Consider the following 13814-nt stretch of genomic DNA (forward strand, 5'->3'; position numbering starts at 1 on the left):
GGGCGAGGCAAAGCAATAACATAACAACCGCAAATGGAAATCCAAGGCTTGTTTCGTCGTCGGAAAGGAACAACGGAAACAGTACCAAGCCAACGATAACGTACAACGCGGCACTGATGTGAAGACAAATGGTTGCTAGTCCAATCTTATGTTGCTTAGCCACTGTCTCTCCTTCGCCGAACGACCATGTTGACCGAGCCCCCGCCATCACGGTCTCTAAAGTTCGAAACGGACCGACGGGGGCTTCGGTCCAACATTTTGTTCGTGCTTTATCTGGTTGCGAGTTGCCGCAAGCGAGTCTCGCCCATCTTTTCGCATTGGTCTTTCGCGAACCGAATCACTCCATCAATTTCCGTCGCATGGCAAGTCTCAGGCAATTGAATGATATCGTATGGGTAGGAACCTGTCTGCAGGATCAGAAAGACATTGCCATCCTTCCGCGAAAACTCGCGATCCTGTACGGCCAAAAGGTCGCTGGTTCGATTCCAGATCGATCCATAGGAGAAGGTATTTGATCCCTTTGCATTTAGGCGAATGTTGGTAACCGAGACATCGCGCCCGTCGCCAATCGATTCGTCGAGTTTTTCGTATCCCCGCGATGGATCGTACATGATGTACGCCAACAACGTTTTGATTCCTTTGGGATCAGCGTCATTCTTCGAGTGCCCAATCAATAAGTCGATTCGTCCAGAAAGCCTGCTCAATTCGCGTGTATCACGCCGTACCACAATATGGTCACCCCGCTGCAATCCGAACATGAAAAGGTACAAGGCAACACTAATGCATGGAATTGCTATCCCTACGTTGGACCAGTACCACGCTTGGAACACTCGACGTGCGAATCCTGTTTCGGAGAATTCGAGCGTGTTACCAACTTGCTGCGAGGTTACGAGTAGCGAAACAAGCGATGCGGGACCTAGTAGAAGGTTTGCCATCACATACAACGGAAAGGCGGCTAAACTTGCATATGGCGTCAACGCAACGAACAAGAATGAAGCAATTTGTACGACGGCAGTTTTCATCAGATTTCTACCCTCATCCTACGCTCACTTCCGCCCAATGCACGAACGGCTGGATTCAGCGAGCGGCGCCAAGGAAACTTTCCAATGATGGTGCACGTCATCGCCGCTTCGCTGCAATCCATTGTTACCCCATGTCTTGGATCGTGTCCAGCTGTTGAATCGGATCAAAATGATGCAGTAGAAGGTAGTCGTCCCATCCGTTCCGGCCAGTCATGGTAACGATGGCCGCAGTTCGTATCTCATTTCCGACCATACTGTCGGCAAGCAATGAGGTTTTCATTGCATCCCAGGCTCCGACGGCATCATCTGACTCCACAAACAAGTTGATGTAGCGACCATTGTCGTCGCCTGATTCCGATGTAACGTTCAGTATCTGACTCGAAAGAGTTTGGATGAGGTCGTTGATGCATTCCTCTGTCAACGTTTCAAGCCTGTCCATTTGGATTTGACAGCAAATCGTGTGCATCGTCTAAACTGGAATCATCCCTCAGGGGTAACGACAGGCGTCACCCGGCGGCGGCCAAGTGACTCTCCATTCTGATTCCGCCCCGATCCGCCGCTCGGGTGGACGCCCTGGTTACGCCACATTCTCTGCGGCGATTGCGTTTGACCGGGAATATATCCGCCAGCGATGGTCCGCGTAGCCGTTTCCCGATTGATGCTGGATCGCCCGACCACGTGGTCTTTGTCGGAGTCACAGCACTCCAGTTGGCCCATCGTCCGCGGACGCTTGATCATTTCATGTCGCCGGACTTCTTGAGAATCAAAAAACCCGCACCGATGAATGCCAACGCGATGCCAAAAACAACAATCACAGACCATCGGCCAACCCCAAACACCTCGACGAACTGTGCTGAGTCGTACATGCGTCGAACAATCGCACCAGAGATCCCAAGGAACACACCAAATCCAGACAGAAAGCGGCCAACCCAGATGGTCATCAGAGTGCCTCACCAATGAGTGTCGAAAGAATCGATTGCGGTCGTGGCGTAACGACACCGTTCACCTGCGCGGCGGCTGGTGACACGTTGAACCCTGAAAACCCGAGATGCCGCCGCGTCAGGTGCAACGGCTGGTTAGCCGTTTTCGCTCGTGTCATCCGGTGCGTCAGCGTTCCAGTTGATGAAACGATTGGCTACATCTGGCGGATTAAGCGCCGAAACCCAGCTATTGACCAATTCCCCATCTAGGTCGCCGACCAATGCCAATGTGATTTTGGAGCGCTCAGGCCCTGAGCCGAAAAAGCCGTCTTTCTCCAGCCGCTGGAATCCGCTCAAGACTGCGGCCCAAAGCGAGTCGATCCGGGCTTCGAACTCTTCTTCCGGCCCATCGATATATTCGATGAGGGCTTCGTTGATCTCCGCAAAATGCTCCTCGCCGAAATTCGCGAAGTGACCCCAGTCGCCGTACGACCACCGCATTCCCGCGCGAGTCGATGTTGACCCATACTTGGGATCTACGGTCTCCCGGTAGCGCTGGACAGTTGCGGTCAAGGCCTCCTCCGTGTTGGCGGCGGGGTGTATGAACTGAAGCGAATCGTCCGTGAACACGGCGAAAGCATAGAAGTGCTGACCCGGGTTTGCGCGGATCAGCTCCGAAAAAGCAGCCTTCAGCGCCGCATGAACGTGATCGGCAAGTTGGTCGAGTACGGTCAATGCCATCGGTCCACCTTCGGCTAACGACCGCGGTAACGGGGCCGCCGCCAAAAAGCTATGATTTCAAAAGCCGCGTCACCGGCGGCTCCCGTTCACCGCCTTGTTCGCAGGTTGATCTCGGCCGGAGTGCTCAATTCCGGAGCGCGGTGAGCCACCACCACCGTCTGGCAAATGCCCCGTTAAGTTTATACTCACCGTTGTCGTGAAACTCTAGTTGGACCTCCATCGGCTGACCAATGCCGAGAAAGACAGGCTCGTCCGCAGTTGGTTCGATCGTGTTAGAGCCATCTTGCGCCCGAAAGGTCGCTACTCCCTCGTTCGAATAATGCAAAACCCATGTGCGAGTGTCGCCGGGCTGCAGAGCCTCAAATTCAACGGAATGATCTGGGGCAAGTGCCGGCTCGATCCAAACGCGAACCGGACCTAAAACACGATCCGCCGAATTCGTGATCGTAACAATGTGCAAATCGAGTAAAGAGCCTGCCATCTTCCAGCACACTACAGCGAGTGGAAGGTTAGCAAGCAGTATTGAAATGCCCAAGACAACTGCCCGGCTCGAAGCACCTCGGCGTAAAGCAAGAACCACCAATCCCAAGCCAACTGGGAGCAGAAGCAGTCCCAGGCCAATTGCGAGAATGCCAAGCACATAAAATGGGCCTACATCCTCCGTACGCCCCCCGGCTGCATACCACCCCAAAACCCCGCTGACCCCGAGCGCACCGGGGAGAACTGCACACCATCGGGAGAACCGCAGCAGTCGCGTCAGACGTTCTTTGGACTCCACGGTAGAGGTCGTCATCCTATGCACCGCATAAAACCAGAGCCTGCGAACTCGTATTTCTACAGTCTGTATAAACGTCCCAGCGCGCCTGTTAACGCACCTGGGCCACGAAGCGAAGAGCGTCCCGAAGCTTTACCTCCGTCGCGACTTGCAGTCCGCACCGAGCCAGGCCCCGCGGGTGAATCACAAGCGCAGACCGCAGTATATCGCACCCCCTGCGCAGGCGTCTACGCCCCCCGAAGACTTGCCGTTCGACCCAGCTTCCACGAACTGAGCGTTCGGGCCGGTCGCCTCCCGCCGCGGCCGGCGTTGCCCCGGCGCTGGCCCGGGCATCAGTTTCAGCCTTTCGAGCCAAGAGCAGCTTCGCGATCACCGGCTCCGGGCTATGCCGTCTCGGTCGTCGTGTCGCCCTTGAAGTCTCCTCGGCCAAGGCCGCGGTGACCTTCATACCGCCTGGATCAGGTTTCCAATGCAGGCCGGGCCCTCGCGCGGTACCGTGACCGCTCCACCGCGTTCGGCCGAGGCATCGTCATGACATCCCACACCGGCGACACGTTCGCCCCGCTGCCCGGCGCGCCGCTCGAGTGCCTCGTCGCCGCCAACGTCCACGGGCTGTATTGCGTGCCGGCTGCCAGCCGCCACCGACCGGCTGCCCGGCGGATCCTCGCCGGCGATGTCTGGGAGCCCGACACGATCGCCTGGATCATCGCCCACCGCCGCTCGGGCGACGTGGTCCACGCCGGGACCTATTTCGGCGACTTCCTCCCGGCAGTGGCGCGGAGCCTCGCCGACGGCGCACGCGTGTGGGCGTTTGAGCCGAATCCCGAAAACCATGCCTGTGCGCGGCTCACGATCGCCCTCAACGGGTTGACCGGCGTCGTCCTCCACCATGCCGCGCTCGGCGCCGCCGCGGGGCGCGTCGCGCTGGTGACCCATGACGAGCAAGGGACTCCCCTCGGGGGCGCCAGCCACGTCGATGCGGCGCGCGATGCCGGGCCCGACGGCGTGGCGGTCGTGCGCCTCGACGACACGATCCCCGCCGACCGGCCGGTGGACGTGGTCCAGCTCGACGTCGAGGGCTCCGAGGAGGAGGCGCTGGCCGGTGCCCTGGGCCTCATCGGACGCTGGCGACCGGCACTGCTCCTCGAGCGGCCCCCCGAGGCGTGGCTCGAGCGCGTGCTCGCCCCGCTCGGCTACGCGCCGGCCGGGAAGGTGCATGCCAACACCGCGTGGCTGCCCGGCTGAGCCGAGGCCGGCGCGCGATTGTCTGCGGAAACGCCGCGGGCTACGCTGCTTGCGGTGTCGCTGGCCACCGGGGGGACACGCGATCGCCCTCCCGCGGTGCAGCGGCGCCGTTCCCGTGGAGGTTCCAATGGCCCTTCGCTCCCCGTTCGCTCCCGCCGCGGCGCTGCTCGTGACCGGCGTGCTCGCCGCGTCGGCCGCGGAATCGTCGCGCGAGTTGGTCACGTTCTCGACGCGGGCGCTCGACCGGTCGTTCGTCGCCGAAGGGGCGGCGATCGGCGACCTCGACGGCGACGGCCATGCCGACCTCGTCGCCGGCCCGTGGTGGTATCGCGGTCCGGAGTTTTCCGAGCGCCATGAATTCATGCCCGCCAAGCCGTTCGACCCGGCGGGATATTCCGACAATTTTTTCGTCTGGGTCCGCGACGTCAGCGGCGACGGCCGCAACGACATCGTGCTCTACGGCTTCCCGGGTCAGGATGCGTCGTGGTTCGAAAACCCCGGGAAGGACCCCGGTGTGGGTCACTGGAAAAAGCATGTCGCCGTCGCCGAGCTCGACAACGAGTCGCCGGCGTTTACCGATGTGAGCGGCGACGGGAAGCCCGACATCGTCGGCTCGGTCGGGGGATTCTTCGGCTATGCCACGGCCGGTGCCGACCCGCGGCAGCCGTGGACGTTTCATCGCATCTCGCCGCAGGTGGCGGGAGGGAAATTCACCCACGGCCTCGGCGTCGGCGACGTCGATGGCGACGGCCGCCCCGACATCCTCGAGAAGAATGGCTGGTGGCGCCAGCCCGAATCGCTCGCCGGCGATCCGCTCTGGCAGCGGAACGAAGTCGCCTTCTCGCGCCCCGGCGGCGCGCAGATGCTCGTCAGCGACGTCGATGGCGACGGCCTGGCCGACGTGATCACGAGCCTCGCCGCCCACGGCTACGGGCTCTCCTGGTACCGGCAGTCGCGCGCCGCCGATGGCACGCGCTCGTTCGAACAGCGCCCGATCACCGGCGACGCGCCGTCGGACAATCCGTTTCGCGTGGCGTTTTCGCAGATCCACGCGCTGGCGCTGGCCGACATCGATGGCGACGGTGTCGACGATGTCGTCACCGGCAAGCGCTGGTGGGCCCACGGCGCGAAAGGCGACCCCGAGCCCGACGCGGCGGCGGTGGTGTATTGGTTTCGCACCACGCGCTCGGCCGACGGCGTCGAGCTGGTGCCGCACCTGATCCACGACGACTCCGGGGTGGGTGTCCAGGTGACCGTCGGCGACGCCACCGGCGACGGCCGGGCAGACGTGCTGGTGTCGAACAAGAAGGGGACGTTTCTCCATACCCAGGCGCGGAAGGCGGTGAGCCTCGCCGACTGGGAAGCCGCCCAGCCGCGCCGCCGGCGCGCGATGGCAAATGGCCTCGCTCCCGCCGAAGCGGCCGCGGCGATGAGCCTGCCGCCGGGATTCCAGGTGACGCTGTTGGCCGGCGAGCCCGATGTCTGCCAGCCGATCGCGATGTGCTTCGACGACCGCGGCCGGCTGTGGGTGGCCGAGGCCTACTCCTATCCCAAGCGCGTGCCGAAGGAGGAGGCCCGTGACCGGATCCTGATCTTCGAAGACACCGACGGCGACTCGACGCTCGACTCGCGGAAGGTGTTTGCCGACGGGCTGAACCTCGTCAGCGGCCTCGCGGTCGGGTTCGGCGGGGTGTGGGTCGGGGCGGCGCCGGAGTTTCTCTTCATCCCCGACCGCGATGGCGACGACCGCCCCGACGGCCCGGCCGAGGTGCTCCTCGACGGCTGGGGCTACGAAGACACCCACGAGACGCTCAACGCCTTCATCTGGGGGCCCGACGGCTGGCTGTATGGCTGCCACGGCGTGTTTACCCATTCCAACGTCGGCAAGCCGGGGGCCGGCGACGACGCGCGGAAGCGGATCAACGCCGGGATCTGGCGCTACCACCCCACGCGCCATCTGTTCGAGGTCTTTTCCGAGGGGACGAGCAACCCCTGGGGCGTCGATTTCAACGACCTCGGCCACGCCTTCCAGACCGCGTGCGTGATCCCGCACCTGTACCACGTGATTCCTTTGGCGCGCTACCAGCGCCAGGCCGGGCAGCACTTCAATCCCCACACCTACGACGACATCAAGACGATCGCCCGCCACCGCCACTGGACCGGCGGCCAGTGGAACAACGCCGACCGCGAGAAGTCCGACGCGATCGGCGGCGGTCATGCCCATTGCGGGGCGATGGTGTATCTCGGCGGCGCGTGGCCGGAGCGCTACCGCGGCAAGCTGTTCATGAACAACATCCATGGCGCCCGGCTCAATCAAGACCGTTTGGAACCGGCCGGGAGCGGCTACGTCGGCGACGGCGACCCCGACTTCCTGTTTGCCAACGACACCTGGTCGCAGTTCATTTCGCTCCAGACCGGGCCCGACGGCCAGATGGTGCTGATCGACTGGTACGACGCCAACCAGTGCCACCACCACGACTTCGCCAAGCACGACCGGGGCAACGGCCGGATCTACAAGGTCAGCTACGGCCGTCCGCAGGGGGTGAAGGTCGATCTCGGCAAGGCGACCGATGCCGAGCTCGTCGCCCACCTGGCCAGCGACAACGACTGGTTCGTGCGCCATGCCCGGCGCCTGCTCCAGGAGCGCGCCGCCACCGGCCGGCTCGCGAGCGACACTCCGGCGCGGCTCCGGGGGGCGCTCGAGTCTGCTTCGACGGCGGCCAAGCGGCTGCGTGTCGTGTGGGCCCTGTCGGTCACCGGCCTGCTCGATGCCGCCGGCCTCGAGAAGCTGCTCGGCGATCCCGATCCGGCCGTGCGCGGCTGGGCGGTGCGCCTCGCCAGCCAGCGGGACGACATCCCCGTCGACGTGCTCGTCGCCAGCGGCACGCAGCTCGCCCTCGGCGATCCCTCGCCGGTGGTCCGCCTCGAGCTCTGCTCGGCGCTGTTGCGGCTGCCGCCCGCGGCGCGCTGGCCCGTGGCCGAGGCGCTCGTGACCCACGCCGAGGACGCCGACGACCACAACCTGCCGCTGATGAATTGGTATGTCGTCGAGCCGCTGGTCGTCGTCGACCCGCCCCGGGCCCTGGCGCTGGCGGCCCGGTCGAAGATCCCGACGGTGTCGCGGTTCATCGTCCGCCGGGCGGCCGGCGAGGAGGCCTGCTACGAGGCGCTGGTGGCTGCACTCGCCAAGGCCTCGTCGGCCGACCGCCGGTGGATGCTCGACGAGATCGTGGCGGCACTGGCCGCCCGCGGGCGGATGCCGATGCCGAAGGCCTGGACGGCGGGATACGACGCCCTCCGCGGCGACGCCGATGCCGACGTGCGCCGGCTGGCCGACGTCGTCGCCGTGCGCTTCGGCGACGAGCGCGTGCTGCCGGGGCTGCGCGCGGTGCTCGCCGATCGGAAGGCGGCCCTGGAGCGCCGCGTCGAGGCCCTCGAAGCGCTCGTGGCGGCGCGTGATCCGGCGACGGCGCCGGTCCTCCAGCGGCTCCTCGACGACGCCCCGGTGGCCACGCGGGCGGTGACGGCACTGGCCGCGATCCCCGACGACCGCACCCCCGCCGCGCTGCTGGCGGCCTACGCGACGCTCGCGCCCGAGGCCAAGGCCGCGGCGATCGCCACGCTCGTGTCGCGGGCGCCCTGGACGATCGCCCTGCTCGACGCGATCGACGCCGGCCGCGTGCCGCGCGGCGACCTGTCGGCGTTTACCGTCCAGCGCCTCGCCGGGTCGGCCGATCCGGCGGTCCTCGCCAAGCTCAACGCCGTGTGGGGCACGATCCGCTCCACCCCGGCCGACCGTCAGGCCGACTTCGCCACGTGGCGAAAGCTGCTCGGCCCCAAGGCGCTCGACGGCGCCGACCTGTCGCACGGCCGCGAGGTGTATGCCAAGACGTGCGGCACGTGCCACGCGCTCCACGGCACAGGTGCGAAGATCGGCCCGGAATTGACCGGCTCCAACCGCGCCGATCTGGAATACCTGCTCGCCAATCTCCTCGATCCCAGCTCGGTCGTCGGCCGCGACTACCAGACGACCACGGTCGTCACGACCGACGGCCGGTCGATCGCCGGGATCGTGATCCGCGAGTCCCCCGAGGCGGTCACGCTCCAGACGCCGACCGAGCAGGTCACCGTGCCGGTGGCCGACATCGAGCAGCGCGTCCTCTCGCCGCTGTCGCTAATGCCGGAAAACCAACTCGCGCAGCTTCCCAAGGCGTCGGCGGTGGCATTGGTCGCCTACCTGCGGCATCCGACGCAGGTGCCGCTGCCGGGCGAGGGCCCGCCGCCGTTCACGAAAGACGGGCGGATCCCCGGAGCGATCGAAGGAGAACAGCTCGACGTCGCCTCGAAGTCGGCCGGCGACGTCCGGCCGCAGGGGATGGAGTCGTTCAAGGCGGGGCGCTGGAGCGGCAATTCGCAGACATGGTGGACAGGCGCGCGGCCGGGAGGTCGCCTGGTGTTCACGGTGCCGGTCACGGTGACCGGGCGCCACGAAGTCCGCGCCGTCTGCACGAAGGCCCACGACTACGGGACCGTGAGCCTGAAGTGGAACGACGCCCCTGCCGCCCCGCCGCTCGACCTGTACCACAAGGAAGGCGTCGTCCACACCGCGGAGATCCCGATCGCCACGGTCGATCTCGAGCCGGGGATGGCGACGCTCTCCGTCGAGATCGTCGGCGAGAACCCGGCGGCGACGAAGGCCTGGATGTTCGGTCTGGATTACCTGCGCTTCGTGCCGGTGCCGTGACCGGCGCCGCCACGTGGTCGTCCCTCACCCCTGCGGAGTCTCCGATGCGGCGTGCCCTGCCCTGCCTCGTGATCGCGCTGTGGCTCGCCGTCGGGCCGGTCGGCCATGCCCGGCAGCCTGCCGACGACGCCGCCGGCACCGCCGAGTGGTACGGCGAGCTCGAGGCGGGGAACAGGCAGTTCCGGTTCGTGATCGAATCGGTCGCCGGGGCCGACGGCACCGCGAAACACCGGCTGCGGAGCATCGACGAGGGGGACCGGCGTTTCGAGCTCGCCACGGTCGTCGACGACGGCGAGCGCCTCGCCTTCGACCTGCCCGCCTCGGCGGCGGCCTACTCCGGCGCAGTCTCCAAGGGGGTCGCCACGGGTATCTGGAAGCAACGCGGTGCCGAGCTGGCGCTCGTCTTCCGCCGAACCGACGGCACACCGCTCCCGCCCCCGGCCGACGAGGTCTGGACGGGCACGCTCAACGCCGTCGTCCAGAAACTCGCGCTGCGGTTCCGTGTGAAGCTCGATGACGACGGCAAACGCCGCGTGTGGATGGACAGCGTCACCCAGGAAGTGGGAGGGTTCGGAGGCAGCCTCACGGTCGACGGCCGGAAGTGGACGATCAACGTGCCGGCGGTCCGCGGTGAGTTTTCCGGCGAGCTGTCGGAGGATGGCACCACGCTCGCGGGAACCTGGAAACAGGCCGGGGCGACGCTGCCGCTGGTGCTCGTCAAAGGGGCGGTGATCGACGCCGGCGCGGAGGCGAAGCGCCGCCCGCAGACGCCGATCGGCCCGTTTCCCTACGATGCCGAGGAGGTGACGTTCCGCAACGACACCGACGCCATCGATCTCGCCGGCACGCTCACGCTGCCGCGCGGCCCGGGCCCCTTTCCGGCCGTCGTCCTCGTCACCGGGTCCGGGCCGCAGGATCGCGACGAGACGCTCTTCGACCACAAGCCGTTCGCCGTGATCGCAGACCGGCTGTCGCGCGCCGGGATCGCCGTGCTCCGCTACGACGACCGCGGCGTCGGCGGATCGGGGGGCAATCCCGAGACGGCGACCACCGCCGACCTGGCCCGCGACGCGCTGGCGGCGTCGCTCCATCTCGCCGCCGATGCGCGCGTCGACCCGGCACGGATCGGCGTCGTCGGCCACAGCGAGGGGGCGGCGATCGCGGCGCTGGTCGCCGCCGAGCGGCGCGAGACGGCCTGCATCGTGCTGCTGGCGGGCGCTGGCGTGGATGGCAAGCGCGTGCTGTTGTCGCAGGGAGCGCTCGTGCTTCGCGCGGAGGGGCTCGCCGACCCCGAGCGCCTCGAGCGCCAACGAACGATGCAGACGATCCTCATGGACGCGGTTACGTCGGCACCGCCAGACGCCGACCCGGCCCCGATCATCGCGGCGGTCGCCAAGCGACTCGAAGCCGCTCTCGGCGGCGCCGTGCTCGACGGGCAAGATGTCAAGGAGCTCGCGGCCGGCGGCGTGCTGCGGCTGTCGTCGCGGTGGTTTCGCCACTTCCTCGTCCATGATCCGGCCGCCGACCTGGCGAAGGTCGGCTGCCCGGTGCTCGCCCTGTTCGGCGAGAAGGACGTGCAGGTCGATCCCCCCCTCAACCGTCCACCGGTCGAGGCCGCCATCCGCGCGGCGGCGAATCCCGACTCCGCCGTCGAGACGATCCCCGGCTGCAACCATCTGTTCCAGACCTGCACGACCGGCGCCATCAGCGAGTACGACGCGCTCGAGGAGACGATCGCGCCGGCGGTCCTCGAGCGGATGACGACGTGGCTCGCCGACCGACTCGATCCCACGGAGCCCACGAAATGACCCTCCGGCGCCTCCTCGGTGCGGTGGCCCTCGTCGCGATGGCCTGCCTCGTCAGCCCGGCCGCGGCAGCCGATGCCCCGCGCTGGAACATCCTCTTCGTGTTCGCCGACGATTGGGGGCGCTACGCGCGCTGCTACGCCGGCCTCGACGGCCGCCCGACGCTCAACGACGTCGTCACGACGCCGGCGGTCGACCGCCTCGCGCGCGAGGGGGTGCTGTTCCGCAACGCGTTCGTCAGCGCCCCCTCCTGCACTCCCTGCCGCAGCGCCCTTCTCTCCGGTCGTCATTTCTTCCAGTGCGGCCGCGGGGCGATCCTCCAGGGGGCGGAGTGGGACGGCTCGATCCCGACCTGGCCAGGCCTCGTCGAGCAGGCTGGGTACCGGCTCGGGAAGAGCTACAAGGTATGGAGCCCAGGGAAGCCGGCCGACGCCCCGTTCGGCGGCCAGACCCACGCCTACGAGAAAGCCGGCCGCCGGCCGAACAACGTGTCGGAAGAGGCGACGAAGCTGGTCGCGGCCGGGGCCGACCCGGCCGCCGCCCGGGCCGAGGTACTCGGTGAGCTCAGGGCGAACTTCAAGACCTTCCTCGACGACGGCCCCGCCGCTGCCCCGTGGCACTTCTTCTGCGGCCCGACGACGACCCACCGCACCTGGGTGAAGGGGTCGGGCAGGGCGCTGTGGGGGATCGACCCGGCGGCGCTCGAAGGAAAACTGCCCCCGTTCCTCCCCGACGTGCCCGAGGTCCGCGAGGATGTCGCCGACTACCTTGGCGAGGTCCAGGCCGTCGACGCGATCATCGGCGCGCTCGTCGCCGAGCTCGAGGCCCGCGGCATCCTCGACGACACGCTGGTCGTCGTCAGTGGCGACCACGGGATGCCGGGCGTGCCGCAGGGGAAATGCAACGTCTACGACCACGGTGCGGCGGTGGCCCTGGTGGCGCGGGTGCCGGGGGGCGTCGGCGGCCGCGTGATCGACGACTTCGTCACGCTGCCCGATCTCTGCCCGACGTTCCTCGACGTCGCCGGCGTGGCCCATCCCGCCGGCCTGACGGCGCGGAGCCTGCTGCCGCAGCTCACCGCGCCGATGGGGGGCACGATCGATCCGGCGCGCGACGGCGTGATCATCGGCCGGGAGCGGCACGTCGCCGCGGCCCGCGACGGTCGCCTCCCCTACCCCGTCCGTGCCCTCCGCACGCGCGACTGGCTGCTGGTGCGGAACTTCGCCCCCGACCGTTTTCCGATGGGCTCGCCACCGGCAGGCGCCGTCGATCCCGATGACGTCGCCCGCGAGACGTACGCCGTGTATGCCGACATGGACGCAAGCCCCACGAAAGCCTGGCTCGTCGCCCGGGCCGACGAGCCAAAGTGGCGGGCGATCCACGATCGCGCCTTCGCCCGCCGGCCGGCCGTCGAGCTGTATGACCTGCGCACCGATCCCTGGCAGGTGACCAACGTCGCCGGCCGACCGGAGCACGCCGCGGTCGAGGCGGCACTTGCCGCGCGCCTCCTCGACGCGCTGACAGCCGCGGGCGATCCGCGCGTCGCGCCCGATCCGATCTTCGACCGCCCGCCGTTTACCGATCCCAACCCGTCGGCCGAACCGCGCCAAGCCCGTCGGCGGGCGCGGCAGGTGGCACCGCCCCGCGACAACGCCGACGACGGCATGCTGTTCGTCGCCGAGCCGGTCACCCCGGAGGGGGCGTTCACGCCGGGCATCGAGGGCCCGGCCTGCGACCGCGCTGGCATGCTGTTCGCGGTCAATCTCTCGCGCGAGGGGACGATCGGCCGCGTCTTTCCCCACGGCGCTGCCGACGTCTTCCTGGAGCTGCCCGGCACGAGCGTCGGCAACGGCATCCGGTTCGGCGCCGACGGGACGATGTTCATCGCCGACTACGTCAACCACAACGTGTTCCGCGTGGCCCCCGGCAGCCGCGAGCCGCAGCTTTTCGCCCACGACGACCGGATGAACCAGCCCAACGATCTGGCGATCAGCGCCGACGGCACGCTCTACGCCAGCGACCCGAATTGGAAGGACGGCACCGGGCAACTGTGGCGGATCGACCGCGACGGCACGACGACCCGGCTCGCCACGGCGATGGGCACCACGAATGGAATCGACCTCAGTCCCGACGGCACCACGCTGTACGTCAACGAGAGCGTCCAGCGCAACGTGTGGGCGTTTCCGCTCCTCCCCGACCGGTCGCTCGGCGAGAAACGCCTCGTGAAGCGTTTTCCCGACCATGGCTTCGACGGGATGCGCTGCGACGTCGAGGGAAACCTCCACGTGACGCGCTACGGCAAGGGCGTGGTCGCCGTGCTCACCCCGGACGGCGACGTGCTCCGCGAGATCGACGTCCTCGGGAGCAAGCCGAGCAACATCTGCTTCGGCGGCCCCGACGGCTGCACCGTGTATGTCACCGAGGTCGAGCGCACGCGGGTCGTGCGCTACCGCACCGACGTGCCCGGCCTGTCGAGCATCCGCTGGGCCGGCGACAACCAGCGCTGAGCGCACCTTCGCCGCGAAGCTGATCCCTCTCCACGACGGCACTGCCCTGCCCACT

At 67.1% G+C, this 13814-nt stretch carries 7 protein-coding genes and 1 pseudogene; 5 read left to right on the forward strand and 3 right to left on the reverse strand.

Annotated elements, in window-relative coordinates; all coding sequences use genetic code 11:
- Positions 1-269 precede the first annotated feature (269 nt).
- The 3 genes from FJ309_12370 to FJ309_12380 all read right to left on the reverse strand — a co-directional run bounded on the left by FJ309_12370 (position 270) and on the right by FJ309_12380 (position 2683).
- A complete protein-coding gene (locus FJ309_12370; GenBank protein ID MBM3955392.1) occupies positions 270-1022 on the reverse strand; it encodes a hypothetical protein in 753 nt (250 codons plus the stop codon).
- 734 nt (positions 1023-1756) lie between these two features.
- Positions 1757-1963: a hypothetical protein gene (locus FJ309_12375; protein MBM3955393.1), complete on the reverse strand. Its 207-nt coding sequence runs from the start codon at positions 1961-1963 to the stop codon at positions 1757-1759.
- A gap of 135 nt (positions 1964-2098) precedes the next feature.
- Complete coding sequence (locus FJ309_12380) at positions 2099-2683, reverse strand: DUF4303 domain-containing protein (protein MBM3955394.1); 585 nt, start codon at positions 2681-2683, stop codon at positions 2099-2101.
- A gap of 1306 nt (positions 2684-3989) precedes the next feature.
- Between FJ309_12380 and FJ309_12385 the strand changes: the two genes are divergently transcribed.
- From FJ309_12385 to FJ309_12405, 5 genes and pseudogenes are all read left to right on the forward strand, one after another.
- On the forward strand, positions 3990-4703 hold the full coding sequence (locus tag FJ309_12385; protein ID MBM3955395.1) for an FkbM family methyltransferase: 714 nt from the start codon (positions 3990-3992) through the stop codon (positions 4701-4703).
- Positions 4704-4830: 127 nt separating this feature from the next.
- Positions 4831-9447 (forward strand): cytochrome C, encoded by a 4617-nt coding sequence (locus tag FJ309_12390; GenBank protein MBM3955396.1) that lies wholly within the window; start codon positions 4831-4833, stop codon positions 9445-9447.
- 44 nt (positions 9448-9491) lie between these two features.
- Positions 9492-11255, forward strand: coding sequence for an alpha/beta hydrolase (locus FJ309_12395; protein MBM3955397.1), 1764 nt, complete (start codon positions 9492-9494; stop codon positions 11253-11255).
- Positions 11252-12829 (forward strand): annotated as a pseudogene (locus FJ309_12400) (sulfatase). The gene FJ309_12395 and the pseudogene FJ309_12400 overlap by 4 nt, the downstream one beginning before the upstream one ends.
- An 87-nt stretch (positions 12830-12916) precedes the next feature.
- A complete protein-coding gene (locus FJ309_12405) occupies positions 12917-13759 on the forward strand; it encodes an SMP-30/gluconolactonase/LRE family protein (protein MBM3955398.1) in 843 nt (280 codons plus the stop codon).
- The last annotated feature ends 55 nt before the right edge of the window (positions 13760-13814 follow it).

This window comes from Planctomycetota bacterium (assembly GCA_016872555.1).
Lineage (GTDB): Bacteria > Planctomycetota > Planctomycetia > Pirellulales > UBA1268 > F1-20-MAGs016.